Origin of the sequence: Streptomyces sp. NPDC098781 (assembly GCF_044759995.1) — a bacterium.
In the GTDB taxonomy this organism is placed as follows: domain Bacteria; phylum Actinomycetota; class Actinomycetes; order Streptomycetales; family Streptomycetaceae; genus Streptomyces.
The window spans coordinates 370,066-395,536 of record NZ_JBIWAK010000010.1; the positions used below are offsets into that span (position 1 = coordinate 370,066).

The following is a 25,471-nucleotide window of genomic DNA, read 5'->3' on the forward strand; positions in this document are numbered from 1 at the left end:
GTATACGAAGCGGGAAACTCCAGGTGACCGCGGGTGTACGGGGCCAACCGGGATCGCAGAGCAGGTGACGCACCCCACACGTCCTCGCAGGGACCGAGGAGGAACCGACGTATGAGTTCGCTGCTGCTCCTGACCAATGCCCTCCAGCCGTCGACGGAGGTGCTCCCGGCACTCGGCCTGCTGCTGCACAACGTGCGCGTGGCTCCGGCGGAGGGCCCGGCCCTCGTCGACACCCCGGGCGCCGACGTGATCCTCGTCGACGGCCGCCGCGACCTGCCCCAGGTGCGCAGCCTGTGCCAGTTGCTGCGGTCGACCGGGCCCGGGTGCCCGCTCGTCCTCGTCGTGACCGAGGGCGGCCTGGCCGCCGTCACCGCCGACTGGGGCATCGACGACGTACTCCTCGACACCGCCGGTCCGGCGGAGGTGGAGGCCCGGTTGCGGCTGGCCATGGGCCGCCAGCAGATCGTCAGCGACGACTCCCCCATGGAGATCCGCAACGGCGACCTGTCGGTCGACGAGGCGACCTACTCCGCCAAGCTCAAGGGGCGGGTCCTCGACCTGACCTTCAAGGAGTTCGAGCTCCTCAAGTACCTCGCCCAGCACCCGGGCCGCGTCTTCACGCGCGCACAGCTGCTCCAGGAGGTCTGGGGCTACGACTACTTCGGCGGCACCCGGACGGTCGACGTGCACGTACGACGACTGCGCGCGAAGCTCGGCCCCGAGCACGAGTCACTGATCGGGACCGTGCGGAACGTCGGTTATCGATTCGTTACGCCGGAGAAGGGCGACCGGTCCGGCGACGAGGCCAAGGCCAAGGCCGCCCAGGCAAAGGCGGAGGATGGGGACGAGGCGGGCGCCTTCGGCGGCGCCGAGGTCCGGGCCGACGCGTAGAAGGGCGCGCCCGGCCCTCCGGCGGGGCGCCCCCGGCGCCGCTTTCGCGCAGAAGGGTGACCGAGGGCGGGAAGGGACCTCCTTCACGCCCTGCCCAGAGCGGGTCCATCCGCGTAGACTCCGCGCGTGGCCAAGGTGACTCGCGATGACGTCGCACGGCTGGCAGGGACCTCCACTGCCGTCGTCAGCTACGTCATCAACAACGGACCCCGGCCGGTCGCCCCGGCCACGCGCGAGCGTGTCCTCGCCGCGATCAAGGAACTGGGGTACCGCCCGGACCGGGTCGCCCAGGCGATGGCCTCGCGGCGCACGGACCTCATAGGCCTGATCGTGCCGGACGCCCGCCAGCCCTTCTTCGGGGAGATGGCGCACGCGGTCGAGTGGGCCGCCGCCGAGCGCGGAAAGATGGTGCTCGTCGGCAACTCCGACTACGTCGGCGAGCGCGAGGTCCACTACCTGCGGGCGTTCCTGGGGATGCGCGTCTCCGGGCTCATCCTCGTCTCGCACGCCCTCAACGACCTGGCCGCGGCCGAGATCGAGGCCTGGGACGCGCGCGTGGTGCTGCTGCACGAGCGGCCCGAGGCCATCGACGACGTCGCCGTCGTCACCGACGACCTCGGCGGCGCCCAGCTCGCCGTACGCCACCTTCTGGAGCACGGCTACGAGTACGTCGCCTGTATGGGCGGCACCGCGGAGACCCCGGCGGTCGGCGACCCCGTCTCCGACCACGTCGAGGGCTGGCGGCGCGCGATGGCCGAGGCCCGTATCCCCACCGAGGGGCGGCTCTTCGAGGCGCCGTACAACCGCTACGACGCCTATCGCATAGCGCTCGATCTGCTGGCCGGACCGCAGCGTCCGCCCGCGATCTTCTGCTCCACCGACGACCAGGCCCTCGGTGTGCTGCGGGCCGCGCGCGAGCTGCGGATCGATGTGCCGGAGGAGCTGGCCGTCGCCGGGTTCGACGACATCAAGGAAGCGGCGCTGGCGGATCCGCCGCTGACGACCATCGCCTCGGATCGCTCGGCGATGGCCCGGGCCGCCGTGGATCTCGTCCTGGATGACGGGTTGCGGGTCGCGGGGTCTCGTCGGGAGCGGTTGAAGGTGTTTCCGTCGCAGCTTGTCGTCCGACGGTCGTGCGGGTGCGCCTGAGAACTCGGGGACTTCCGTGGTCGTGCGGCTGCCGGTTGTGTGTGGTTGATCGCGCGGTTCCCCGCACCCCTTGGGATGTCGCAGTCCGGTTGGCTTTCCTGAGAGGTCTCTGAGCGGCCCCCGCTCGCGGCCAGCGGGAGCTTTATATCGGGCATACGGCCTTCTGCCGGGCTTCTCAGGCGGCGCTCAGGAAGCTCTCATGGTCGGGCGAGAAGCTCATGGACATGACCGAGAGCTTCCGCCACAGCGGCGAGTACGAGAACCCGTACCAGCACGCCTCCTCCCCCGTGAACCCGGAGTGGCCGCCGCCGCCGGCCCACCAGCCGTCGGCTCCCACCGCTCTCCTCACCGAGCCCGTCGCCCAGCAGCCGAGGTCCCGGCGCCGGCCCCGCGGACCCGTGGCCCTGCTCACCGCCGTGGCCATCGTCGCCGCGGCGATCGGCGGCGGCACGGCGTACGGCATCCAGGAGCTGACCGGCAACGACACCGTGGCCACCGCCAGCTCCACCAGCGCCAACGTCGTCCCCTCCAGCCAGAAGGGCACGGTCTCCGGGGTCGCCAAGGCGGTCAGCCCGAGCATCGTCGAGATCAACGCCCAGTCCAACGCCGGCTCCTCCACCGGCTCCGGCGTGATCATCACCGGCGACGGCGAGATCATCACCAACAAGCACGTCGTCTCGGGCGCCTCGCAGGTCAAGGTGACGACCAGCGACGGCAAGGAGTACACCGCCGAGGTCGTCGGCACCGACAGCAGCAAGGACCTCGCGCTGATCAAGCTCCAGGACGCGTCCGGGCTGACGGCGGCCACCCTCGGCAACTCCGACGGGGTCCAGGTCGGCGACCAGGTCGTGGCGATCGGCTCGCCCGAGGGCCTGACCGGCACGGTCACCAGCGGCATCGTGTCGGCGCTCGACCGTGACGTGACCGTCTCGACGGACGAGGGGCAGCAGCAGGGCGGTGGCGGCAACGGGCAGTGGCCGTTCGAGTTCGGCGGTCAGCAGTTCAACGGCGACACCGGGTCGTCGACGACTACGTACAAGGCCCTCCAGACCGACGCGTCCCTGAACCCCGGCAACTCCGGCGGCGCGCTGATCGACATGAACGGCAACATCATCGGCATCAACTCGGCGATGTACTCGGCCTCCGGTTCGAGCTCGTCCGACGCGGGCAGCGTGGGCCTCGGCTTCGCGATCCCGATCAACACCGTCAAGGCCGACCTGGCGAAGCTGCGCGGCGGGTCGCAGAGCTGAAGGAGTACGACATGACCAAGCAGCTCGAACAGGTCGAGCACACCGCGACCGGCGTCGGTCCGGCCGACCTCGCCCTGGCCCTCGCCGTCGCCGGCGCCCTGCATGCGCCCACGGTTGCGTCCCGGGCGCCGGAGCTGGCCGCCGACCGCCCCCGCACGGGTCGCCGGGCCACCGCCGCCCGCGGCCGTCGCCGTACCGTACGAGCCTGAGAAGGCCGAGAATCGTGCAAGGCTGAAGGCGTTCAGCCGCCCAGCCCCCGCCCCACCGCACCCGAGGATCCCGAGCCCATGAGCCCCGCCGAGGTCGACCGTGACCCCCAGCGCATCCTGATCGTCGACGACGAGCCGGCCGTGCGTGAAGCACTCCAGCGCAGCCTCGCCTTCGAGGGATACGACACCGAGGTCGCGGTCGACGGCGCGGACGCCCTGGAGAAGGCGGCCGCCTACCGGCCCGACCTGGTGGTCCTCGACATCCAGATGCCCCGCATGGACGGCCTGACCGCGGCCCGCCGAATCCGCGGCACCGGTGACACGACCCCGATCCTCATGCTGACCGCGCGCGACACGGTGGGCGACCGGGTGACGGGGCTGGACGCGGGCGCCGACGACTACCTCGTGAAGCCCTTCGAACTGGACGAGCTGTTCGCCCGGGTCCGCGCGCTGCTGCGGCGCAGCTCGTACGCGGCGGCCGGGGCGGCCGCCGTGGAGGACGACGAGGCGCTGACCTTCGCCGACCTGCGCATGGATCTCGCGACCCGCGAGGTCACCCGGGGTGGGCGGCCGGTGGAGCTGACCCGTACGGAGTTCACGCTGCTGGAGATGTTCATGGCGCATCCGCGCCAGGTGCTGACCCGGGAGCAGATCCTGAAGGCCGTGTGGGGCTTCGACTTCGAGCCCTCGTCGAACTCGCTGGACGTGTACGTCATGTACCTGCGCCGCAAGACCGAGGCGGGCGGCGAGCCGCGGCTCGTGCACACGGTGCGGGGCGTGGGCTATGCCCTGCGACAGGGCGGCGCCGAGTGAGCAAGGTGCTGCGCCGGTTCCGGTCGCTGCCGATTCGCTCGCGGCTGGCGTTGCTGGTCGCGGCGGCGGTGGCGTTCGCTGTGGCGGCGGTTTCGGTGACTTGTTGGTTCATTGTGCAGGGGAAGCTCTACGAGCAGCTCAATGACGACCTGAAGGACATGGCGCGTAGGCCTGGCACGGTCGCCTCGCTCTTGCAGAGCTGTACACAGGACCCCCAGGGGAACACCCACGTGTTCCCTGCCCGGAACGACTATGTCCAGGCGATCAAGGAGAAGGGCGACCCCTGCGTCGACCAGAACTCCCCGGGCGCGGTCAAGGTCACCGGCTCCGACGAGGAGGCGATCAAGGGCGCGAACAGCGAGGAGATCTACTTCCGCAACGGCACCGACGACGACGGCAACGAAGTACGCGTGCTGACCCGATACCTGGGCGTGGACCAGAACGACGGGCAAGGTGTCGCCCTACAGCTCGCCGTCCCCCTCAAGGGCACCGAGTCCACCCTCAACGACCTCGCCCTGATCCTCCTCCTGGTCTCCGGCGTAGGAGTGGTGGGCGCCGGCGCGGCCGGCCTCGCCGTGGCCCGCGCAGGGCTCCGCCCCGTCGACAAGCTCACCGAGGCCGTCGAGCACGTCGCCCGCACCGAGGACCTGAACATCCGCATCCCGGTGGAGGACGACTCCGAGGACGAGGTCGCCCGCCTCTCCCGCTCCTTCAACTCCATGACGTCCGCACTGGCCAGCTCCCGCGAACTCCAGCAGCAGCTCATCGCCGACGCCGGCCACGAGCTCCGCACCCCCCTCACCTCCCTGCGCACCAACATCGAACTCCTCACCCGCAGCGAGGAGACGGGCCGGCCGATCCCGGAGGCGGACCGCAAGGCCCTGCTCGCCTCGGTGAAGGCACAGATGACCGAACTGGCGGCCCTGATCGGCGACTTGCAGGAGCTGTCCCGTTCGGAGGGCCAGCGCGGGGAACGCGTCCAGGTGATCTCACTGGAGGACACGGTCGGCTCGGCCCTGCGCCGCGCCCGCCTGCGCGGCCCGGAGCTGACGATCACCGCCGACCTCCAGCCCTGGTACGTCCGGGCGGAACCGGCGGCGCTGGAGCGCGCGGTGGTCAACATCCTGGACAACGCGGTGAAGTTCAGCCCCGAGTCCGGCACGATCGAGGTCGCCCTGCACGACGGCGTCCTCACCGTCCGCGACCACGGCCCCGGCATCCCCGCCGACGAACTCCCCTACGTCTTCGACCGCTTCTGGCGCTCCCCGAGCGCACGGGCGCTGCCCGGCTCAGGCCTGGGCCTGTCCATCGTGGCCCGCACGGTCGAACAGGCGGGCGGCCAGGTGACCCTGGCCCGCGCGGAGGGCGGGGGCACGGTGGCCACGGTACGGCTGCCGGGGGCGGCTACTCCTCCGCCCGCGGAGCCGCGGGAGCTCGGCTAGTGCCGTATCAGGCAACGTTCGCCCTGACCCGGCTCTGGGGAACCGGTCTGGCCCGCCTGTTGTAGGAGTTGTCGGTGGCGGCTGCCAAGCTGGCACTGATATCTCCGCTCGCAGTGATCAACTGGGATTCCGATGCCTGATGAACAATCCGGGTCCGTGCTGTCCTCGCTCGGCTTCGACGCCGCGTGGTGCGCCACCGACCTCGGCGAGTACCGCGCCTGCCGTTACACCTATGAGCGCTATCCGTACGAGAGCCTGCCGCCGCTCGACTCCATCCAGTTCACAGGCGCTTTCCAGTGGCTCGGTGGCACCCGAGGCCTGGACTCTGAGCAGGTCGCGAGGCTCAACGACTTGGCGGGGGATCTGGCAGCCAGGAGCCTGTCTCTGCCGCAGGACTTCGTCACTTTCCAGACCAGCGCGAACCTGTACGGCTCGCTGGACGAGGTCTCGGTGACTGGCTGCTGGACCGACATCTCGCAACCACTACCCAGTCCGGTCGATGCTGGTTCCTTCCTCGTGCGATTCCTGCGGGATCAGCAGGACTGCGTCATCTGGTACCTCTACCTTCGCTCCTCCGGCGAGGCGTTCGTGGTGCACTCCCACCTCGACTACGAATACGAGTACGAGGCTCAACGTGACGGGGAGGAGACAGAGAGCGACCTCGATGACTCGGAGGAGCAGTTGGCCGCGATCCTCTGGTGTGCACCGTCGTTCGAGGAGTTCGCCCATCGCTTCTGGATCGAGAACCGTCTTTGGCGTGCGGTCAACGGCGGCGACATGTCCCAGCTCGAACCGCAGCTGCGTGACTACTTGCATCACTACGCACCACCTGAGGTTTCCGCATGATGGCATGTCAGACGCGATCACGTGTAAGACGAAGGCAAGCGCCTGCTGCGGATTGCGCGCCGGGCGCACGGGGTCGGTGGCCTCCGCGAGCTCGCCGACAGGGCAAACGTTGCCTGACGCGGCACTGGTTCACCGTTGCTCTTGGACGCTCAGAACTGCTGCTGCTTTGCGCCGGGCGGGAGCATGCACGGGGTGCGTACGGAGAAAGAGAGCGCTTGGGGCTTCGTCTTACCGGAGCCGACGGTCTCGGCCGTCACCCGATAGGCGTTCTCTTTGTTGCCGGCTCTGAACACCGCCGACTCGTGGGCATTCTTGAACTCCCGGTATCCCGTGACCTCGTACCCCTGCTCGGACAGCTCCCGGCGGAGCGTCCGCACCACGTGTGTGTGTTCCGTGGCAAGTGCAGGGGAGTTGACGTAGTAGAAAAGGCTGTACCGACCGTCCTCGGCTACCTCGTCGTTCGCCCCGATGCAGGCCTCGAAGTGCACCTTGGCTGTCGAGGGGGTGAGCTGAACATCGGTGATCCTGGCCATGTACGCGGTGTAGTCCTTGGCCCACTTCAGCGCGGCGTCCTTTTCCCGCCGCGGCAGCGGGTGGTTCGCGTCGTCACTCTCGGACGCGCAACCTCCAGCTGAAAGCAGGACCGCGGAGAGGGCGAGGATCGTTCGGAAGACAGGCTTAGAGACTACGGTCGACATGAAACCCCCATTGCTCGGCTCCTACTTCTTGATGCCGTCCACGAAGACCGTCCAGGAAGTCGCCGCGAAGACGAGTACGGAACCGTCGTCCGGGCGCTTGCTGTCCCGGACGGGGACTATGCCGGGGTGGCCTTCGGCGACCTCGACGCAGTTCGTCCCGCCCCCGTCGCTGTAGGACGACTTACGCCACACGGCAGCGCTGAGATCCAGGGTCCGCTTCATGGTCTGCACTCCTCCAGAAGGCGCGTGACGAACGCCGTCGACTCCGTGGGAGTCAGCGCCGCATCCCTGACGAGATCGTAGGACAAGCGGATCGACAGAACCTTGTCCGGATCGTCGATCACCTCGCCGAATCCGTTGCCCTCCACGTAGGCAACAGGGTCCCCGGTCCGCTGCCAGAACAGCCAGAGGTGGCTGTCCATCAGGTCGTGCACGCCTGCGGTGAAGGGCAACACCTGGAGTCGGACGTTGGGCAGTTGCGTCGCTTCCAGCAGATGGGACAACTGGTCCGCCCACACCTTCGCGTCGGGCACTGGCCGCCGCAGCGCCCCTTCGTCCAGGATCACCCGGACATTCGGCGGCGGATCGCGGTGCAGCAACTCCTGCCGCCCCATCCGCAACGCCACCTGATCCTCGACTTCTTCGGCGTTGCCGGCCGTTGTCTGGGCTCCGGACAACCCTGACAACACCGCACGGGCGTAGTCCTCGGTCTGCAACAGGCCCGGCACCCGCAGCTGGAACATCCACATGACCCGCGCGGTCGCCTCCAGCTCCATGAACCCCTTGTACTTGTCCTTGATGACGTCCTTGCGCGCGTCGCGCCACAGGCGAATCAGCTGGTCACCGGTGCCGTAGTAGGCGTCCAGGTCCTCCATGACCGCCGCCTTGGACAGACGTTGTCCCGACTCCAGACGGCTCAGGTAGCTCTTGTCGTACCCGGTCTCGTCGGCCAGCTGCCCAAGCGACCTGCCCTCCTTCTCTCGGAGGAGCTTCAGGGTCCGGCCCAGCGCGGCCCGCCCCGATCCCCCGTCCCTGTCAACGAGTTCGCCCACGTCACCCCTCCCCGTTGCCTGGCGCCGCAGACAACACCGACCCTCTTCCGCAGCGTACGTCCCACCTGTGACGATCGAGACACGAACGGTAATCACCGCTCGTCAGACCCCGGCCATGACAGAACCCCCGCAGCCGATCGCACTCGGCTCGGGGGCGTGGCCGACGCATGCCTTGGAAGGAGACCGCCGACATGCGCGAACGTACCGCCCGGCTCCTCGGATCGCTACTGGCTCCCCTCGTACGAGTACTGCTGCGAACGGATGCACGACATCAGGCTGCCGCGTCTCAACGCCCGGTCCCCGAGCGGCCGTTGGCCGCAACACCCCGTCGCCCCGCTCACGTCTGCCGCTGCGAGCGGGAACGGATCCTGCAACGCCGCCGCACCCTCTGGGCCGCCGCCTACGGAATCGATGCCACCCCGCACCACATCCCGGAGGGGGCCTCCCGATGAGCTGCGGCGAACTCCGCCTCCTCCCCTGGACCACCCCCGACGGGAAGCCCTGCTACCTCAGTGCCGACAGCGACCACAGCCGGCTCACCCGGCTCGCCGACGACATGGAGGCCGCGCAGCTCGACTCGGGGGAACAGGTTCTCGTCGGCGCCAGAGCCGTCCTCGCCGACCCCGTCGCGGGCGAGGTCGCGGTGCGGTTCGCGCTCACCCGGGCCGTGGAGTCGCTGGACGAAGCGCTCCGGGTCGCGGTCAGCCGGGGGCGCCGTATCCCCTAACGGCAACCTTTGCGCGCCGAGCGGCGACCGAATCGCGGACCATCCCCCGCACGGAACACGGGCGCCGGCTCGGGCCCGGCGAGCACCGACCGGCCCCAGCTGACCGACGCTCAGGCGGCGGCGCAAGAGGTCGCGGACTGGCTCGGGGACTGGTTGCCGGCCGCCTCCTGAGGCGGCGCCCGGGGCGAAAGGTCAAGGCGGGCGCGGGAGAACACCAAGAGCGGACCAAAAGCCGATCATGGAGTTCCCGCGCCCGGTCATGATTGGGTAACGCGAACAGTTGTCCGGTCATTCGGGCGTACGTTCCGTGCCGTGAACGCTGAGAGTTCCGTCGGCGCACAGCCGACCGCATCCGCCCCCAAGCGGTTCGCCCTCCCCTCGCCCGCCCGTCGTGCACTGCTGCGGGCCGGGCTGACCGGGGCCGCGGCCGTGGGGGTCTCCACCGCCCTCGGCGCGGCTTCCGCATCCGCCACCCCCACGACCACGTCCCGGAACCGGCCCGGTACCCCGGACGAGGCGCTGCGTGAGCTCGCCGTCGGCAACCGGCGCTGGCGCACCTTTCGTCAGCGGCACCCGCATGAATCGCCCGCTGTGAGGCAGAGCCTGACGTCCGGTCAGGAGCCGTTCGCCGTTGTGCTCGGCTGTATCGACTCCCGGGTGCCGCCGGAGCTCGTCTTCGACCAGGGGCTCGGTGATCTGATGACCGTGCGCTCCGCCGGTGAGGTCCTGGACGAGGCCGTGCTCGGCAGCGTCGCCTACGGCGTGCTCGAACTGGACATCCCGCTGGTCATGGTGCTCGGGCACCAGTCGTGCGGGGCCGTGAAGGCCGCCGTCGCGGCGGACGAGAGCGGTGAGTCGTTGCCGGCCCACATCCAGTACATAGCCGACCGGATAGCGCCGAACATAGACCGCACCAAGGAAGGGGACGCCCGCGTCGACGCGACCATCGACGCCAACGTACGGGCCGTCCGCGCCGCCCTCGCCGCCGAGCCCGACCTCGCCGCGAAGATCGCCACCGGTGAACTCGCCGTCGTCGGGGCCCGCTACGAGCTGAGCGACCAGCGCGTCCACCGTCTGGCCTGACCTACGCGCGGGCCGCGGTTCGGGACCGGCCTCCCTAACCGCGGCCCCTGGCCGTTTCACCTCCTCAGCACGACCGTGTCCTCGGGCGCCGGCCCCGCGAGACGGGCGTACGTCCCTCGCCGCGCCAGCAGTTCGGTGTGGGTCCCCGTCTCCACCAGCCGCCCGCCGTCCACGACCAGTACCCGGTCCGCGTCCGGCGCCAGGCTCAGGTCGTGGGTGATCAGGATCGTCGTACGGCCGGACATCAGACGGCGCAGGGGCTGGACGACCTGGCGGGCGGCCACCGCGTCCAGGCCGGCCGTCGGTTCGTCCAGGACCAGGACGGGCGCGGCGCGCAGCATCGCGCGGGCGATGGTGATCCGCTTCAGCTGGCCGCCGGACAACGCCGCCGTGCCGGGGGCGATTTGGGTGTCGTACCCCTCGGGGAGCGCGGCGATGAAGTCGTGGGCCGCCGCCGCACGTGCCGCCCCCTCGATGTCCTGCTCGGTCGCGCCGGGGCGGCCGCACTCGATGTTGTCGCGGATGGTGCCGTTGAGGATCAGCGTCTCCTGGGGCAGCAGGGCGACGTTCTCGCGCAGGAACTCCAGACCCAGGTGCGGCAGCGGTACGCCGTCCAGGGTGATCACGCCGGACAGCGGGTCGTAGAAGCGGGTGAGGAGCTTGGCCGTCGTCGACTTGCCGGCGCCGGACGGGCCCGTGACGACGATCAGTTCGCCGGGGCCGGCCGTGAAGGTCAGCTCGCGCAGCGACTCCCTGGCCGCCCCGGGGTAGGTGAAGGACACGCCGTGGAAGCCGACCCAGCCCCGCACCGGCCATCGCGTGACCGGGTCGGCCGGGTCGGTGACCGCCGGCTCGGCGTCCAGGATCTCGCCCAGGCGCTGGGCGCCGGCGGTGGCGGCGGTGAGGGTGAGGCCGAGTTGGCCGAGGTTGCGGACCGGTGGGTAGAGGTAGCCGATGAAGGCGGCGAAGGCCAGCAGCCCGCCGAGGGTCATCCGGTCCGCTGAGATCTCCCACACTCCCAGCCCGATCACCGTCAGCACGCAGATCGTCTCCACGACCTCGACGAACTGCTCGTACAGCTCGCTCAGCCGCGCACCCCGTACCGACGCCTCCATCCAGGCCCGCGCCTCGCGGTCGAGCAGCTTCTCCTCGGCCCGGCGGCGGTTGTACGCCTGGGTGAGGACGACGTTGCCCAGCGACTCCTCCACCACCGAGGTGATCCCGCCGTCGGCGGCCCGCTCGTCCTGCGAGGCGGTGCGGATACGGCCGGCGAAGCGGCGGGCGGCCAGCAGGAACAGGGGGGCCAGCACGAAGGTGGCCAGGGCCAGGTCCCAGCGCAGGTAGAGCGCCGCCGCCGCGTAGAAGAGCGCCGAGAACGCCGCCGCGACCGTGCCGACCACGCCCGAGACGACCATCTCCTCGATGGCCTCGACGTCCCCGGTGAGCCGCTCGACCAGGTCGCCCCGCCGGTGCCGCTGGAAGAAGTGCGGCGGCATGTCCTGGACGTGCCGGAACACCTTCGCGCGCAGCCGCAGGACGAATCGCTCGGCGGTCCATGCCGCCAGTGAGTTGCCCAGATAGCCGACCAGCGCGCCCAGCGCGGCGACACCCAGCCAGGCCGCCGCCGGACCCCAGAACGCCGACAGCGAACCGGCCTTCAGCGCATGGTCGGTGAGCTGCGCGAACAGCAGGATCGAGGCGGTCTCGGCCAGCGCGGCGACCACCACGCAGGCCACGATGACCACCAGCCACCTCCGGTCGCCCCGCGTCAGCGGCCAGAAGCGGCGGAAGGCCGTGCGCACTTCCCTCATGCTCAAGTCCCTTTCCCAGTACCGGACAAGGCGTCCGGACATGCCGGAGGCGGGGCCCCGGAGCCCGAGCGCTCCGGTGACCCCGCCTCGTCCGTCGACCTCAGCCCTTGTGCGCGACCGGGCGGCGCTTCGGGGCGGCCTTCTTCGCGGTGCACTTCTTCTTCGGCGCCGGGGCCGGGGCGGCGGGCTTGCGGGTCTTCTTGACGGGGGCGATCTTGTGGAAGCTCATCGGGTTCTCCTTTGTTTTCTGCTGTTCATGCGTCGATTTCTTTCGACACGGAAAACGTTACGGGACCCCGAACCAGAAAATCGCCAATTCCGCTGAGACCTCTATTAATTGAGCCTGAGAGAGTTTTTCAGAGAATTCCCGGAACTATTCGCGAACTCACACAGAATTGATTACCGGCGCCCCACCGCCAGCCCCTCGCCTTCCAGCCGCACCCTGATCCCGTCCTTCTCCACCCGGACGTCCCGCAGCCTGATCTGTCCGCTCGGCGGCTCGGGCAGACGGAAGGCCAGGGACAGCTGGTCGACGAGGACCGGGCGGGTGAGGCGGGGCAGGGCGTCGAGGAGAGCGGGGTCGAAGCCCAGCAGGCCCAGCAGCTTCGGGTGGTCGAGGGCCAGGTCGATGAGGTTGAGGCGCATGGCCTGGCGGACGAAGCGCGGGGTGCCGATCAGGTCGGTGAGCTTGGCCTCGTTGCGCAGGGCCTCGCGGACGACGGAGTCGGGCACACCGAGGCGCCGTACCACCGCGGGGACGGACAGCAGCGCCTTCGCCTTGCGGGTCTCGTGGGTGAGCCGGGCCGCCGACGCCCGGCTCAGGTGGAGGCCCTCGGTCGCGCGGGCACCCGGGCGGTAGGTGGCCAGCTCCCCGATGTCCAGGCGCATTCCGCCGATATGGGTGGCGATGCCGCGGTCGCCGTCGCGCACGATCCGGGCCTCGGCGCGCAGCCTGAGGTCGTGCCCGGCGACCGGCAGGGTGCCGCGCGCCCGGACCCGGTCACGGCCCTCGCCGGTGAACGTCACCTGGGATGCGCCGAGTTCTCGGTTGAGGTCGGCGAAGGAGAGCAGGACGTCGCCCTCCAGACGGGGCACGTCGGCACCGCGCACCGAGGTGGGGCCGTCGGTGTTCAGCCGTACGTCCGAGGCCGTCGCGCTCACCTGGGCGAGCGAGATTCGGTCGGCGGCCACGTCGGGGACGGTCACCCGGACCGAGTCCAGCCGCTCGTCGGCGAGTTGGGTGAGGAAGGGAAAGCCGTCGATCTGCACCTCGGGAGCGGCCGCGAGGTTCATCCGGTCCTTGAGCGTGTCCGCGGCTCTGCGCTCGGCGTAGAGGAGCGCCCAGCGGTCGGCGAGGCCGGCGAAGGCGGCGAGGACGACCAGTCCGACGACCGCCTTCAGCGCGAGCGGCAGGCCCGCGAACCGGCCGCGCCGCTTGCGCCGGCCGCTGCGGCGGTGGTTGGGCGGGGCCCAGGGATCGTCCTCGGCCTCCGCCGCCGCCCGTTCCTCAGGAACGTCCTCGACGAGGAACTGCTCCAGCGGCCCGTCGTCCAGAGTGCCGAGTTCCTCGTAGGGGTTTGGATAGGGATGCGCCGTTATGTGGTGGGGGGAACGCATCGGCCCATCCGACCATGCGCACGCCCCCCACCCGCAACCTCTACCGGGGGTTTGCGATCTAGTTCACGTCACTTCACGAATTGCTGCGTTGAACTACTTCACGGTGATCCGGTTCGCGGCCGGCGGCGCGATCGGGTTCGAGGCGGAGGAATTGGCCGTCAGGTACTTCTCCAGCACCGTCAGGTCGTCCGTGCCCACCAGGTCGTTCGTGCCCTGGCCCAGGGTCGCGAAGCCGTCGCCGCCGCCCGCGAGGAAGTTGTTCATCGCGACGCGGTAGGTGGCCGTCGGGTTGATCGCCTCGCCGTTGAGCTTGATCGAGTCCGTGACCACGCGGTCCGCGCCCGACTTCGTCATGTCCAGCGTGTACGTCAGGCCCGAGGAGATCTGGAGGATCTTCGGCGAGGCCGCGTTCGTGCCGCTCACCTGCTCCTTCAGCACCTGGATCAGCTGCGCCCCGGTGAGGTCCTGGAGGTTCACCGTGTTGGAGAACGGCTGCACCGTGAAGCCCTCGGCGTAGGTCACCACACCGTCGCCCTCGCCGCCCTTGGCCGCGTAGGTGAGCGGCGCCCGGATACCGCCGGGGTTCATCAGGGCCAGGTCCGTCTCCGGGTCCAGCTCCTTGCCGTACGCCAGCTGCGCGTCGGCGATCAGGTCGCCGAGCGGGGACTCGGTGCCGGCGCTCGGGATGTCCGCGGAGATGTACCCGATCGCGCGGTTGCCGATGGGCGCCGCGAGGGTGTTCCACTTCGAGATCAGCTCGGTCATGTCGGGCGCCTTGGGGACGTCCCGGGTGACCACGTGGTTCGCGGACTTCACGGCCGTACGGGCGATGTCGCCGGTGAAGCGGTCGTACGTCAGCGTGGTGTCCGTGTAGAGCCGGCCGAAGGACGCGGCCGAGGTGACCATGCGGGGCTTGCCCGAGGGGTCGGGGATCGTGCAGACGTACGCCGCGTGCGTGTGACCCGTCACCAGCGCGTCCACCGACGGCGTGATGTTCTTGGCGATGTCGGCGATCGGACCGGAGATGCCGTCGCCCGCGCCGGGGGAGTCACAGTCGTAGTTGTACGCGCCCGAGGCCGGGAGGCCGCCCTCGTGGATGAGCGCCACGATCGACTTCACGCCCTGGCGCTGGAGCACCTTGGCGTACTTGTTGATCGTCTCGACCTCGTCCTTGAACTTCAGGCCCTTGACGCCCTCGGCGGAGACGACACCCGGGGTGTCCTCCAGGGTCACGCCGATGAAGCCGACCTTGACGTCCCGCTTCTTCCACACCCAGTAGGGCTTGAGGATCGGCTTGCCGCTCTTCTCGCTGAGCACGTTGGCGGCGAGGTACGGGAAGTCGGCGCCCTTGAACTTCTTGTCCGTGTAGCAGCCGGCGGTGGGGTGGCAGCCGCCGTTCTGGAGGCGGGCCAGCTCCTTCGGCCCCTCGTCGAACTCGTGGTTGCCGACCGAGGTGACGTCCAGGTCGAGCTTGTTCAGCGCCTCGATGGTGGGCTCGTCGTGGAAGAGGCCCGAGATCAGCGGCGAGGCGCCGACCATGTCGCCGCCGGCCGCGGTGATGGAGTACCTGTTGCCCTCACGGGCCTGGCGCAGGTGGGTGGCGAGGTACTCCACACCGCCCGCGTCGATGGTCTTCGTCGTGCCGTCCGCCTGGAGCTCGGTGACCCGGCCGGAGGAGCCGGCCGGCGCCTCCAGGTTGCCGTGCAGGTCGTTGAAGGACAGCAGCTGGACGTCCTGGTAGCGGTCGAAGTGGTGCCCGCCGTGCTTCTGGGAGCCCTCCCCCGCCGACGCCGTGGCCGGAATCGCCGCGGCGAGCGCGCCCGCCGTGGCGACCGCTGCGGCGCCCGCGACCAGTGCGTACGTACGGCGTCTGCGGTGCTGGTGGGATGTGGCTGACATCCGCCCCCCTGTGAGTCGTGAGTGACATGGCCCTGTCGGGCGGCAAGCCTAGAGTCAACGCGCGTAGCGCGACAGGGGGTTCCGGGTTACACCTTGATTGCTTCTGTGCCGGGACTTTGCCCCAACCGCCCCTTACCCTCGTACGCATGACCAGCGACGACGCCGCACACCCCCTGTCAGGCCGCGCCATCGAGACCTACTCGGCGCTCTCCCCCGAGCAGACCGAGGCCGTACTCGACCTGCTGGCGGAGGCCGCCCGGAACGACGGGCAGCAGGCGGTGGCCGAGCAGGGCCGGCTCCAGTTGCGCGGCGGAGAGCGCGACGGCGTCTCGCATCTGCTGCTGACCGTCGCCGGCGAACTCGTCGGCTACGCCCAGCTGGAGGACACCGACCCGGTCGAGGCCCCGGCCGCCGAACTCGTAGTCCACCCCTCGCACCGCGGCCACGGACACGGCCGCGCGCTGGGCTCGGCCCTGCTCGCCGCGTCCGGCAAGCGGCTGCGGGTGTGGGCGCACGGCGGCCACTCCGCCGCCCGGCATCTCTCGCAGGTGCTCGGCCTGACCCTGTTCCGGGAACTGCGCCAGATGCGCCGCTCACTGGCGGACCTGAACCTGCCGGACCCGGTGCTCCCCGAGGGCGTCACGGTCCGCGCCTTCGTGCCCGGCCAGGACGACAGCGCCTGGCTCGCCGTGAACGCCGCCGCGTTCGCCCACCACCCCGAGCAGGGCTCCCTCACCCAGCGCGACCTCGACGACCGCCAGGCCGAGCCGTGGTTCGACCCGGCCGGCTTCTTCCTCGCGGAACGCGGCGGCGAACTCGTCGGCTTCCACTGGACGAAGGTCCACGCGGAGGAGGGGCTGGGCGAGGTGTACGTCCTCGGGGTCCGGCCGGGCGCGCAGGGCGGCGGCCTGGGCAAGGCCCTGACGACGGTCGGCCTGCGGCATCTGGCGGCACAGGGGCTGCCGACGGCGATGCTCTACGTCGACGCGGACAACAAGGCCGCGGTGTCGGTGTACGAACGGCTCGGGTTCACGACGTACGAGACGGACCTCATGTACCGCACGGAGACCTGACGCCCGGGACACCCAGCGCATATTCCTGACATAACTCCCGTAAGGGGCGGTGACCTTGACGCCGCCCCTTTCTTTCCACCACCCTTTCACTACTCAATTAGTGAAAGGGTGGTGGAACGGATGGTCGAGTACCGCATCGACCGGCGCTCCGGCGTCGCCACCTACGTGCAGATCGTCCAGCAGACCAAACAGGCCCTGCGCCTGGGCCTGTTGGAACCGGGCGACAAGCTGCCGACGGCCCGCGAGGTCGTCGAGGCGACCGCCATCAATCCCAACACCGTGCTCAAGGCCTACCGCGAACTGGAACGCGAGGGCCTGGTCGAGGCACGGCGAGGGCTCGGCACGTTCGTGCGGCGCGGGCTGAACACCGCGCCGGCCGACTCGCCGCTGCGCGTGGAACTGGAGGCGTGGGCCGTACGGGCCCGCGCGGCAGGACTGGAACGCGACGACGTGGACGCTCTCTTCACTTCCGTACTGGACACGCACTTCAAGGGGGACGAGTCATGACCGGGACCGCCATGGAGGCGGCCGCACTGGGCAAGCGGTTCGGACGGCGCGGGAAGCCGGCGCTGGACGGCTGCTCCTTCCGGCTGCCGAGGGGCGGCGTGTGCGCCGTCGTCGGGCCGAACGGCGCCGGCAAGTCGACCCTGCTGTCCCTCGCCGCCGGCCTGACCAGGCCCACCGCGGGCACCCTCACCGTCCTCGGCCACGACCCGGCCGAGGTCCGCGAGCGGATCGCGTACGTCGCCCAGGACAAGCCCCTGCACCTCCAGCTCACGGTCGCCGACACCCTGCGCTTCGGGCGTGAGCTCAACCCCGGCCGCTGGGACGCGAGGGTCGCCGAGCGGATCGTCGACGAGGGCGACCTCGATCCGACCGCCAGGATCCGCACCCTCTCCGGCGGCCAGCGCACCCGCGTCGCGCTCGCCCTCGCCCTCGGCAAGCGCCCCGAACTGCTGCTCCTGGACGAGCCGATGGCCGATCTCGACCCGCTGGCCCGGCATCAGCTGATGGCCGCGCTCATGGCCGACGCGGCCGAGCACGGCACCACGGTTGTCATGTCCTCGCACGTCGTGGCCGAACTGGAGGGCGCCTGCGACCACCTCCTGCTGCTCGGCGCCGGCCACGTCCGCCTCGCCGGACCGCTGGACGACCTGCTCGCCGCGCACCGCCTGGTCACCGGCCGGGCCGACGCGTCCCTGGACGCGCACACGGTGGTCGAGTCCCGTACGACGGGCCGTCAACTCACCGCTCTGGTACGGCCCGAGGGCCCGCTCGACGACACCTGGCAGAGCGCCGCCCCGACCCTGGAGGAACTGGTCCTGGCGCACCTGCGCGCCCCGCAGGCCCCGGTCCTGCGCCTCGACGACCCGCGGGAGGCCGCCGTATGACCGCCGTGACGACCATCGACACGTCCACCGCCGCCCCGGCCTCCCGAGGTCCGCGCGGGCTGCTCTGGGCGATGCTGCGGATACACCGCTCGGCCCTGTGGTTCTGGGTGCCGCTCGTGATCTTCGGCGCGGGCACCCTGCTGTGGGCGTACGGACCGGGCGCGGACGCCGCCTGGGCCGAGTTCCGGAAGCTGGGGTGCGACACGGGGCAGCCGAGCCTGGGCTGCGACGACCCCGGCCCCGCGTACGGCCGGTACGACACCGCCGTGGGCCTCGGCGGCGGGGTCCTCGGCCTCGCGCCCCTCCTCGCCGCGGCCTGGGCGGGCGCCTCCCTCATCGGACGCGAACTGGAGGACGGCACCGCCCAGTTGGCGTGGACCCAGTCGGTCACCCCGGCCCGCTGGCTGGCCGCCAAGCTCGCCGTCCCGGCCGCCCTGCTGGCCTCCGGCACCCTCGTGCTCACCCTGCTGCACCGCCTGGTGTGGTCGGCGGACGGCGGGCCGCGGCTGCTGAACGGCTCACGGGACTGGCACGAGAGCACCACCTTCGTGGCCAACGGCCCCCTCGCCACCGCCTACACCCTTCTCGGCCTCGCCGTCGGCGTCCTCGCGGGCCTGCTGCTGCGCCGCGCCCTGCCCGCGCTCGGCACGGCGGTCGTCGGACTATTGGCCCTCATGTACGCGCTCGGCGACCTGCGCCCGCACCTGTGGCCGGTCGAGACGCTGACCGGGAAGGACGTCTACCCCCCGTACATCGGCATGGTCACCGGCGAGGGCGCGCTCACCTCCACCGGCGCCCGTGTCGCGGACCCGATCTGCGTCGACGACGCCAAGTGCCTCGCCGAGCACGACATCGTCGGCTTCTACCGCGACTTCCACCCCTCCTCCCACTTCTGGCCCCTCCAGCTGGTGGAGACGGGCATCGTCCTCGCCGTGGCCGGGGTGGCGGTCCTGATCTCCTTCCGGCTGCTGAAGCGCCGTTCCGGAGCCGCCGTATGACCGCCACGCTCACCGCGCCGGAGACCACCGCCGCCGGCCGTGCGAGCCGCGGCCCGCACGGGCTGACCTGGATGGTTCTGCGGCTGCACCGCACCGCGCTGGTCTTCTGGGGCCTGGCGCTGACCGGCGCCGTGGCCGTACTGGTCTGGATGGTCACCATCGGCGACGAGGCCCGCCGGGGCGACGCCGCCTGTGTCACGCCGGCCCGCGACGGCTACCTGGGCTGCGCGGCCCTGGGCCGGCTGACCGTCGACGACGTCTACGCGGGCTGGACGGAGTCGGTCACCGCGGCCCTGGCCTACGCGGGCCTCCTCGTGGCCGCCTGGGCCGGTGCCGCGCTCGTCGGGCGCGAGCTGGAGAGCGGCACCGCGCGGCTCGCCTGGACCCAGTCCGTCACCCCGGCCCGCTGGCTGGCCGCCAAGCTCGCCGTGCCGGCCGCCCTGATCGTCGTCGGCGCCGGCGTGGTGATGCCGCTGCTGCGGTGGGCGCGGCGGGCCGGCGGCCCCGATCTGGCCGGCGCCTGGTACTACCCGGACGTCTTCGTCGCCACCGGGCCCACCGCCGTCGCGTACCCCTTGGCGGGCCTCGCCCTCGGCGCGCTCGCCGGGCTGCTGCTGCGCCGGGCCGTACCCGCGGGCGGGGTGGGCTTCGCGGTGGCGCTGTTCCTTCACTACGTGCTGGAGCGCCTCCGCGAGGACCTCTGGCCCAAGGTCACCCGCACCGGCACCGGCTCCCTCGAGGTGCACCGCTCGGCGCTCGTCGCCGACCGGCACACCTGGACCGAGGACGGCGTCCGGCACCTCCGCGTGACCTACCACCCCGAGTCACACTTCTGGCCCCTCCAGTACGTCGAGACCGGCGTCCTGCTCGCCCTGGCCGCCGCCGCGACCCTCACCGCCTTCGCGGTGCTGCGCCGCCGCACCCCGTGAGAACCGTCCGCGCGTCCCTCCGCGGGGGGAGGGACGCGCTTTCTGGACAGATGTCCGAACACGTAGACGTTCGCGATCCGCCCCCCGCTATCCCACACGCCATGTCTTCGTAACCATTGGTTCAGACGGACTTGCGACGCTCAGCCAATGACCGCCGCCGTGCCAGAGCCTTCGCCGCCCTCGGAGGAGAGCGCGAGGAACGGGGACGCACGACGCCTCCCCGCGACGCTCCCACCCGCGCGCTCCGACGCGCCCATAAACCGCGAGGCGCGGAACAATGGGCATATGAGCAAGTCCAGGAACGCCCAGGCCAAGGTCCAGCACGCGCAGCCCTCCGTGGGCTCCATCGCGGCGCACCGCCCGCACACGGTCACCTCGGCGGTGGTCTCCGAACTGGAACCGGATATCGACGCCGACCTCGACGCCTACGAGGTCACCGAGATCGACGGTGTCCAGCTGCCCCAGGGCCGCTTCCTGGACCGGGAGCGCAGCTGGCTGGCGTTCAACGAACGCGTCCTCGAACTCGCCGAGGACCCGAACACGCCACTGCTGGAGCGGGCGAACTTCCTGGCGATCTTCGCGAGCAACCTGGACGAGTTCTTCATGGTCCGCGTGGCCGGACTGAAGCGCCGTATCGCGACCGGTGTCGCCACCCGGTCCGCGTCCGGCCTCCAGCCCCGCGAGGTGCTGGAGATGATCTGGGCCCGCTCCCGCGAGCTGATGGCCCGGCACGCCGCCTGCTACCACGAGGACGTCGCCCCGGCGCTCGCGGAGGAGGGCATCCACCTGGTCCGCTGGAACGAGCTCCAGGAGAAGGAGCAGGCCCGCCTCTTCACCCTCTTCCGGCACCAGATCTTCCCGGTCCTGACCCCGCTGGCGGTCGACCCGGCGCACCCGTTCCCGTACATCTCCGGCCTGTCCCTGAACCTGGCCGTGCGCGTACGCAACCCCGTCACCGGCACCCCGCACTTCGCCCGGGTGAAGGTGCCGCCGCTGCTCTCCCGCTTCCTGGAGGCCTCCCCCGGCCGGTTCGTCCCGCTGGAGGACGTGATCGCCGCGCACCTGGAGGAGCTCTTCCCGGGCATGGAGGTGCTGGAGCACCACGCCTTCCGGGTCACCCGCAACGAGGACCTGGAGGTCGAGGAGGACGACACGGAGAACCTGCTCCAGGCCCTGGAGAAGGAGCTCATGCGGCGCCGCTTCGGCCCGCCGGTGCGCCTCGAGGTCGAGGAGAACATCAACCAGGAGGTCCTGGACCTGCTGGTGCGCGAGCTGAAGATCAGCGAGGCCGAGGTCTACCCGCTCACCGGCCCCCTGGACCTCACCGGTCTCTTCCGCATCGCCTCCATCGACCGGCCGGAGCTGAAGTACCCGAAGTTCGTCGCGGGCACCCATCGCGATCTGGCCGAGGTCGAGTCGGCGTCCGCGCCGGACATCTTCGCGGCGCTGCGCAACCGGGACGTGCTGCTGCACCACCCGTACGACTCGTTCTCCACGTCCGTGCAGGCCTTCCTGGAGCAGGCGGCCGACGACCCGGACGTCCTCGCGATCAAGCAGACCCTGTACCGCACCTCCGGCGACTCCCCCATAGTCAACGCGCTCATCGACGCCGCCGAGGCCGGCAAGCAGGTCCTCGTGCTGGTCGAGATCAAGGCCCGCTTCGACGAGCACGCCAACATCAAGTGGGCGCGCAAGCTGGAGGAGGCCGGCTGCCATGTGGTCTACGGCCTGGTCGGCCTGAAGACCCACTGCAAGCTGTCCCTGGTGGTCCGCCAGGAGGGCGAGACCCTGCGGCGCTACAGCCATGTCGGCACCGGCAACTACCACCCGAAGACGGCACGGCTGTACGAGGACCTGGGTCTGCTGACCGCCGACCCGCAGGTCGGCGCGGATCTGTCCGACCTGTTCAACCGCCTGTCCGGCTACTCGCGCCGGGAGACCTACCGACGGCTGCTGGTCGCCCCCAAGTCCCTGCGCGACGGCCTGATCTCGCGGATCAACAAGGAGGTCCAGCACCACCGTGCCGGACGTCCCGCCTACATCCGTATCAAGGTCAACTCCATCGTCGACGAGGCGATCATCGACGCCTGCTACGCCGCGTCCCAGGCGGGCGTGCCGGTCGACATCTGGGTCCGCGGGATCTGCGCGATCCGCCCCGGCGTGACCGGACTGTCGGAGAACATCCGCGTCCGCTCGGTGCTCGGCCGCTTCCTCGAACACTCCCGGGTCTTCGCCTTCGGCAACGGCGGCGAGCCCGAGGTGTGGATCGGCAGCGCCGACATGATGCACCGCAACCTCGACCGCCGTATCGAGGCCCTGGTCAGGGTCACCGACCCGGCCCACCGCGCCGCGCTGAACCGGCTCCTGGAGACCGGTATGTCCGACACCACCGCGTCCTGGCATCTGGGGCCGGACGGCGAGTGGACCCGGCACGCGATGGACGCGGAAGGCCAGCCCCTGCGCAACGTCCAGGAGATGCTCATAGACGCCCGGAGGCGCCGGCGTGGCACAGCAACACCTTGATCCGACGGACCCCACGGCCGGGGTCGTGTCAGGGGACGCCCTCGCGGGGTACCTGCGCGCCCAGGCCACGGAGTTCCTCCGCGCCCTGCGCCTGCACCGGGAGACCGGCGGCGACGTGGGCGGCCCCGCGCGGACCAAGTCGCGTACGGGGGACAACGGCAACGGCAACGGCTCGGAGGCCTCCGTCGACGCGGCACGGGCACTGCGCCGCTCCGCCCGCCGTATCAGCGCCAGCCTGCACACGTTCCGCCCGCTGCTGGACGCCGACTGGTCGGAGGCCATCCGCCCGGAACTGGCCTGGCTCTCCGGCACGCTCGCGATGGAGCACGCCTACGCGGCCCGTCTGGAGCGCCTGCTGCTGGCGCTGCACCGGCTGTCGGGGGCGACCGTGCTGCCGAGCCAGCCGGGCGTGGCCGGCATGCCCGGCGGGGCGTCCGCCGGCCAGCAGTCGTCAGCCGGGGACACCGGCCCGCCGGCCCACCCCGCGGCGGCCCAGGAACGCGGCAACCTCACGGTGGGCGCCGCCAAAGCCGGCGCACTGCTCGAACGCCAGCTGACCCTCGCCCGGACCCGGGCGCACAGCACCGCCCTCCAGGCCCTCGGCAGCAGCCGCTTCCACGCGGTCGCCGACAGCATCGCCGTACTGGCCAGCGAGGTTCCGCTCACCCCGGCCGCGGCCACCGCCGACCTGCGCCCGCAGGCGCGCGCCGCCGAGGAGCGGCTGACCGACGCGGTGGCGGCGCTGCCGCTGGTGACCGCGGGCAGCCCGTACAACGCCGAGGCCCTCATCCACGGCCTGTCCCCGGACCCGGCCCCGCATCCCCAGGACGCGCCCTGGCACCAGGTCCGGCTGCTGCTGCGCCTGCACCGCTACGCCCGCGAGGTCCTGCACGGCGACGACGCGCCGGTGGACGTACGGCTGCTGGCGGCCGGGCAGTCCCTGAACCGGCACCGCGACGCCTCCGAGGCGGCGGCCGCCGCGGCCCAGGCGGCCCGCACCCCGCGGATCGCCCCGGCGACGGCGTACGCCCTCGGTGTGCTGCACGCCGACCAGCGCCACGAGGTGGAGGCGGCGCGGTTCGCGTTCCAGCAGTCGTGGCAGATGGAGACGGTGGGCACGCCCTAGCGGTCCTCTTGGAGGCGGGCCCTGGGACCCCTGAACCACAGGTACTCCCCCTGAAGGAGGCATCCCCCCGGTGACTCACGCGAAGGATCTCACCGTGCATGCGGCCGGCTGTGTCCTGTGGCGCCGTTCGCCGGTAGACGGTCAGCTGGAGATATGCCTCGTGCACCGACCGAAGTACGACGACTGGTCCCACCCCAAGGGCAAGCTGAAGCGCGGCGAGGCCCCCCTCGCCGGCGCGCTGCGTGAGGTGGCGGAGGAGACGGGGCACGCCGCCGAGCCGGGCGCCGAGCTGCCGACGATGCGGTACATCGCCAACGACCGCCCGAAGGAAGTCCGCTATTGGGCCGCCGAGGCGGGCGCCGGCTCCTTCATGCCCAACGACGAGGTCGACCGTCTGCTGTGGCTGTCCCCCACGGCGGCCCGAAACCGTCTGACCCAACCGAGGGATCGCACCCTCGTGGACGCACTGCTGGAGTCCCTGCGACTGGCATAGTCCGAATCAACCCCGACAAAGCCTCGGAATACACCCGTGTCCTCAACGTAAGCGTTCCGTTACCTCACCCAGCCGTACCCAGGGGTTCACCCTCCGTTCATTTACGGCCTTCGGCTCCTTCACCTGTTCTGCCTAATTTCGGGCTTGCACGATGACGGGCTGCACGTCGCCAGACGCGTCCGCATCACCCATTCTTCGCACGCCGCCGAATTCAGGACGGCGGCTCCTGGAAGGAATTCCCTCAAAGTGAAGCTTCAGCGCAAGAACCGGCGCGTCCTCGCTCTCGGCGCTCTCGCCGTCTCCGGCGCCCTGGCCCTCACGGCGTGCGGCTCCGACGACACCGGCAACGGCAACGGCGGCGACGCCTCGGCGAGCGCGCAGGCCGGCTCCATCAAGTGCGACGACGCCAAGGGCCAGCTGCTGGCCGACGGCTCGTCCGCGCAGAAGAACGCCATCGACGCCTGGGTCAAGCAGTTCTCGGCCGCCTGCCAGGGCGTTCAGATCAACTACAAGGGCGGCGGCTCCGGCGCCGGTGTCACCGCGTTCAACCAGGGCACGGTCGCCTTCGCCGGCTCGGACTCCGCGCTGAAGCCCGAGGAGATCGCCGAGTCCAAGAAGACCGCGTGCACCGACGGCGGCCAGGGCATCGACCTCCCGATGGTCGGCGGCGCCATCGCCCTCGCCTACAACGTCCCGGGTGTCGACGACCTCGTCCTCGACGCCGAGACGATCGCCAAGATCTTCAGCGGTCAGATCAAGACCTGGGACGACGCCGCGATCAAGAAGCTGAACCCCGACGCGAAGCTTCCCAGCACCAAGATCCAGGCGTTCCACCGCTCGGACGAGTCCGGCACCACGGACAACTTCACCAAGTACCTGACGGCCGCCACCCCGGACAACTGGAAGTTCGAGGGCGGCAAGGCGTGGACCGCTCCGGGCGGCCAGGCCGCGTCCGGCTCCTCCGGTGTCGCCCAGGCGGTCAAGCAGACCGCCGGCGCCATCAGCTACATGGAGGAGTCCTACGCCAAGGACCTGTCCTCCGTCGCCATCGACACGGGTGCCGCCCAGCCGGTCAAGCCCTCCTCCGACAGCGCCACCGCCGCCATCGCGGACGCCAAGGTCGTCGGCACCGGCAAGGACCTGGCGCTCGAGATCAACTACACGACCAAGGCCGACGGCGCCTACCCGATCACCCTGGTCACGTACGAGATCGTCTGCGACAAGGGCAACAAGGCGGAGACGCTGCCCACCGTCAAGGCGTTCCTGACCTACATCGCCAGCGAGGACGGGCAGGGCATTCTCGCCGAGAACTCCTACGCCCCGATCCCGGCCGACATCATCTCCAAGGTCCGCAGCACGGTCGCGGGCCTGAGCTGACCTGAGTGTGCGGCCCGGTCCCACTGAGACCGGGCCGCACCGTCCGGTGCACCGCCGCCATGGAGCCGTACGCC

25 protein-coding genes are annotated in these 25,471 nt (G+C 70.7%); 18 read left to right on the plus strand and 7 right to left on the minus strand.

The genetic code is table 11. The annotated features are described in order from the left end of the window. Positions 1–111 precede the first annotated feature (111 nt). The 7 genes from ACIQWG_RS35325 (at position 112) to ACIQWG_RS35355 (ending at position 6,600) form a co-directional block, all read left to right on the plus strand. The gene (locus ACIQWG_RS35325) at positions 112–891 is read left to right on the plus strand and encodes a winged-helix domain-containing protein (protein WP_404103352.1); all 780 of its coding nucleotides are present in this window, start codon (positions 112–114) and stop codon (positions 889–891) included. Positions 892–1,017: 126 nt separating this feature from the next. Continuing rightward, the gene (locus tag ACIQWG_RS35330) at positions 1,018–2,040 is read left to right on the plus strand and encodes a LacI family DNA-binding transcriptional regulator (RefSeq protein WP_404103355.1); all 1,023 of its coding nucleotides are present in this window, start codon (positions 1,018–1,020) and stop codon (positions 2,038–2,040) included. 224 nt (positions 2,041–2,264) lie between these two features. Continuing rightward, the gene (locus ACIQWG_RS35335) at positions 2,265–3,290 is read left to right on the plus strand and encodes a S1C family serine protease (RefSeq protein WP_404103358.1); all 1,026 of its coding nucleotides are present in this window, start codon (positions 2,265–2,267) and stop codon (positions 3,288–3,290) included. An 11-nt stretch (positions 3,291–3,301) separates the two neighbouring features. Next, a complete protein-coding gene (locus tag ACIQWG_RS35340; protein ID WP_404103361.1) occupies positions 3,302–3,499 on the plus strand; it encodes a hypothetical protein in 198 nt (65 codons plus the stop codon). A gap of 78 nt (positions 3,500–3,577) precedes the next feature. After that, entirely contained in the window at positions 3,578–4,312 is a 735-nt protein-coding gene (locus ACIQWG_RS35345; RefSeq protein ID WP_404103363.1) for a response regulator transcription factor, read from the plus strand. Further along, positions 4,309–5,754: an ATP-binding protein gene (locus ACIQWG_RS35350; protein WP_404103366.1), complete on the plus strand. Its 1,446-nt coding sequence runs from the start codon at positions 4,309–4,311 to the stop codon at positions 5,752–5,754. The genes ACIQWG_RS35345 and ACIQWG_RS35350 overlap by 4 nt, the downstream gene beginning before the upstream one ends. Positions 5,755–5,910: 156 nt before the next feature. Further along, positions 5,911–6,600, plus strand: a complete 690-nt coding sequence (locus ACIQWG_RS35355; protein WP_404103369.1) for a hypothetical protein — start codon at positions 5,911–5,913, stop codon at positions 6,598–6,600. Positions 6,601–6,749: 149 nt separating this feature from the next. Here the strand turns inward: ACIQWG_RS35355 and ACIQWG_RS35360 are convergent, their stop codons facing one another. The 3 genes from ACIQWG_RS35360 to ACIQWG_RS35370 are packed head-to-tail and all read right to left on the minus strand — an operon-like array spanning position 6,750 to position 8,350. Further along, complete coding sequence (locus ACIQWG_RS35360; RefSeq protein ID WP_404103371.1) at positions 6,750–7,298, minus strand: hypothetical protein; 549 nt, start codon at positions 7,296–7,298, stop codon at positions 6,750–6,752. Positions 7,299–7,319: 21 nt separating this feature from the next. Further along, positions 7,320–7,520: a DUF397 domain-containing protein gene (locus tag ACIQWG_RS35365; RefSeq protein ID WP_404103374.1), complete on the minus strand. Its 201-nt coding sequence runs from the start codon at positions 7,518–7,520 to the stop codon at positions 7,320–7,322. Beyond that, positions 7,517–8,350, minus strand: a complete 834-nt coding sequence (locus ACIQWG_RS35370; protein WP_404103377.1) for a helix-turn-helix domain-containing protein — start codon at positions 8,348–8,350, stop codon at positions 7,517–7,519. Before ACIQWG_RS35370 ends, ACIQWG_RS35365 begins: the two co-directional genes overlap by 4 nt. Positions 8,351–8,798: 448 nt before the next feature. On the opposite strand from ACIQWG_RS35370, the gene ACIQWG_RS35375 reads away from it, so the two are divergent. After that, the gene (locus tag ACIQWG_RS35375) at positions 8,799–9,077 is read left to right on the plus strand and encodes a hypothetical protein (protein WP_404103380.1); all 279 of its coding nucleotides are present in this window, start codon (positions 8,799–8,801) and stop codon (positions 9,075–9,077) included. Between the two features lie 312 nt (positions 9,078–9,389). Further along, positions 9,390–10,160, plus strand: a complete 771-nt coding sequence (locus tag ACIQWG_RS35380; RefSeq protein WP_404103382.1) for a carbonic anhydrase — start codon at positions 9,390–9,392, stop codon at positions 10,158–10,160. Between the two features lie 56 nt (positions 10,161–10,216). Here ACIQWG_RS35380 and ACIQWG_RS35385 read toward each other — a convergent pair whose 3' ends face one another. From ACIQWG_RS35385 to ACIQWG_RS35400, 4 genes are all read right to left on the minus strand, one after another. Continuing rightward, a complete protein-coding gene (locus tag ACIQWG_RS35385; RefSeq protein WP_404103385.1) occupies positions 10,217–11,971 on the minus strand; it encodes an ABC transporter ATP-binding protein in 1,755 nt (584 codons plus the stop codon). Positions 11,972–12,071: 100 nt separating this feature from the next. Then, complete coding sequence (locus ACIQWG_RS35390; protein ID WP_404103388.1) at positions 12,072–12,200, minus strand: hypothetical protein; 129 nt, start codon at positions 12,198–12,200, stop codon at positions 12,072–12,074. 170 nt (positions 12,201–12,370) lie between these two features. After that, complete coding sequence (locus ACIQWG_RS35395) at positions 12,371–13,588, minus strand: DUF2993 domain-containing protein (protein ID WP_404103391.1); 1,218 nt, start codon at positions 13,586–13,588, stop codon at positions 12,371–12,373. Between the two features lie 93 nt (positions 13,589–13,681). Further along, positions 13,682–15,487 (minus strand): bifunctional metallophosphatase/5'-nucleotidase, encoded by a 1,806-nt coding sequence (locus tag ACIQWG_RS35400; protein WP_404103394.1) that lies wholly within the window; start codon positions 15,485–15,487, stop codon positions 13,682–13,684. Between the two features lie 146 nt (positions 15,488–15,633). Between ACIQWG_RS35400 and mshD the strand changes: the two genes are divergently transcribed. The 9 genes from mshD (at position 15,634) to pstS (ending at position 25,397) form a co-directional block, all read left to right on the plus strand. Continuing rightward, complete coding sequence (mshD, locus tag ACIQWG_RS35405; protein WP_404103397.1) at positions 15,634–16,560, plus strand: mycothiol synthase; 927 nt, start codon at positions 15,634–15,636, stop codon at positions 16,558–16,560. A gap of 120 nt (positions 16,561–16,680) precedes the next feature. After that, on the plus strand, positions 16,681–17,067 hold the full coding sequence (locus ACIQWG_RS35410; RefSeq protein ID WP_404103399.1) for a GntR family transcriptional regulator: 387 nt from the start codon (positions 16,681–16,683) through the stop codon (positions 17,065–17,067). Beyond that, a complete protein-coding gene (locus ACIQWG_RS35415; protein WP_404103402.1) occupies positions 17,064–17,951 on the plus strand; it encodes an ABC transporter ATP-binding protein in 888 nt (295 codons plus the stop codon). The genes ACIQWG_RS35410 and ACIQWG_RS35415 overlap by 4 nt, the downstream gene beginning before the upstream one ends. Continuing rightward, a complete protein-coding gene (locus tag ACIQWG_RS35420) occupies positions 17,948–18,949 on the plus strand; it encodes an ABC transporter permease (RefSeq protein WP_404103405.1) in 1,002 nt (333 codons plus the stop codon). Before ACIQWG_RS35415 ends, ACIQWG_RS35420 begins: the two co-directional genes overlap by 4 nt. Then, the gene (locus ACIQWG_RS35425) at positions 18,946–19,878 is read left to right on the plus strand and encodes a hypothetical protein (RefSeq protein WP_404103408.1); all 933 of its coding nucleotides are present in this window, start codon (positions 18,946–18,948) and stop codon (positions 19,876–19,878) included. Before ACIQWG_RS35420 ends, ACIQWG_RS35425 begins: the two co-directional genes overlap by 4 nt. Positions 19,879–20,025: 147 nt before the next feature. Continuing rightward, a complete protein-coding gene (locus tag ACIQWG_RS35430; RefSeq protein WP_404103411.1) occupies positions 20,026–22,401 on the plus strand; it encodes an RNA degradosome polyphosphate kinase in 2,376 nt (791 codons plus the stop codon). After that, positions 22,382–23,527, plus strand: a complete 1,146-nt coding sequence (locus ACIQWG_RS35435) for a CHAD domain-containing protein (RefSeq protein ID WP_404103415.1) — start codon at positions 22,382–22,384, stop codon at positions 23,525–23,527. The genes ACIQWG_RS35430 and ACIQWG_RS35435 overlap by 20 nt, the downstream gene beginning before the upstream one ends. 70 nt (positions 23,528–23,597) lie before the next feature. Beyond that, the gene (locus ACIQWG_RS35440) at positions 23,598–24,020 is read left to right on the plus strand and encodes an NUDIX hydrolase (RefSeq protein ID WP_404103418.1); all 423 of its coding nucleotides are present in this window, start codon (positions 23,598–23,600) and stop codon (positions 24,018–24,020) included. 246 nt (positions 24,021–24,266) lie between these two features. Further along, positions 24,267–25,397, plus strand: a complete 1,131-nt coding sequence (pstS, locus tag ACIQWG_RS35445; RefSeq protein WP_404103421.1) for a phosphate ABC transporter substrate-binding protein PstS — start codon at positions 24,267–24,269, stop codon at positions 25,395–25,397. Positions 25,398–25,471 lie beyond the last annotated feature (74 nt).

Excerpts from the sequence above, each read along its gene's own strand:
- ACIQWG_RS35340 (WP_404103361.1), top strand. The coding sequence starts at position 3,302 with ATGACCAAGCAGCTCGAACAGGTCGAGCACACCGCGACCGGCGTCGGT.
- ACIQWG_RS35345 (WP_404103363.1), top strand. The coding sequence starts at position 3,578 with ATGAGCCCCGCCGAGGTCGACCGTGACCCCCAGCGCATCCTGATCGTC.
- ACIQWG_RS35335 (WP_404103358.1), top strand. The coding sequence starts at position 2,265 with ATGACCGAGAGCTTCCGCCACAGCGGCGAGTACGAGAACCCGTACCAG.
- mshD (WP_404103397.1), top strand. The coding sequence starts at position 15,634 with ATGACCAGCGACGACGCCGCACACCCCCTGTCAGGCCGCGCCATCGAG.
- ACIQWG_RS35410 (WP_404103399.1), top strand. The coding sequence starts at position 16,681 with ATGGTCGAGTACCGCATCGACCGGCGCTCCGGCGTCGCCACCTACGTG.
- ACIQWG_RS35365 (WP_404103374.1), bottom strand. The coding sequence starts at position 7,520 with ATGAAGCGGACCCTGGATCTCAGCGCTGCCGTGTGGCGTAAGTCGTCC.
- ACIQWG_RS35425 (WP_404103408.1), top strand. The coding sequence starts at position 18,946 with ATGACCGCCACGCTCACCGCGCCGGAGACCACCGCCGCCGGCCGTGCG.
- ACIQWG_RS35385 (WP_404103385.1), bottom strand. The coding sequence starts at position 11,971 with ATGAGGGAAGTGCGCACGGCCTTCCGCCGCTTCTGGCCGCTGACGCGG.
- ACIQWG_RS35360 (WP_404103371.1), bottom strand. The coding sequence starts at position 7,298 with ATGTCGACCGTAGTCTCTAAGCCTGTCTTCCGAACGATCCTCGCCCTC.
- ACIQWG_RS35400 (WP_404103394.1), bottom strand. The coding sequence starts at position 15,487 with ATGTCAGCCACATCCCACCAGCACCGCAGACGCCGTACGTACGCACTG.
- ACIQWG_RS35430 (WP_404103411.1), top strand. The coding sequence starts at position 20,026 with ATGACCGCCGCCGTGCCAGAGCCTTCGCCGCCCTCGGAGGAGAGCGCG.
- ACIQWG_RS35390 (WP_404103388.1), bottom strand. The coding sequence starts at position 12,200 with ATGAGCTTCCACAAGATCGCCCCCGTCAAGAAGACCCGCAAGCCCGCC.
- ACIQWG_RS35375 (WP_404103380.1), top strand. The coding sequence starts at position 8,799 with ATGAGCTGCGGCGAACTCCGCCTCCTCCCCTGGACCACCCCCGACGGG.
- ACIQWG_RS35325 (WP_404103352.1), top strand. The coding sequence starts at position 112 with ATGAGTTCGCTGCTGCTCCTGACCAATGCCCTCCAGCCGTCGACGGAG.
- ACIQWG_RS35395 (WP_404103391.1), bottom strand. The coding sequence starts at position 13,588 with ATGCGTTCCCCCCACCACATAACGGCGCATCCCTATCCAAACCCCTAC.
- ACIQWG_RS35420 (WP_404103405.1), top strand. The coding sequence starts at position 17,948 with ATGACCGCCGTGACGACCATCGACACGTCCACCGCCGCCCCGGCCTCC.
- ACIQWG_RS35415 (WP_404103402.1), top strand. The coding sequence starts at position 17,064 with ATGACCGGGACCGCCATGGAGGCGGCCGCACTGGGCAAGCGGTTCGGA.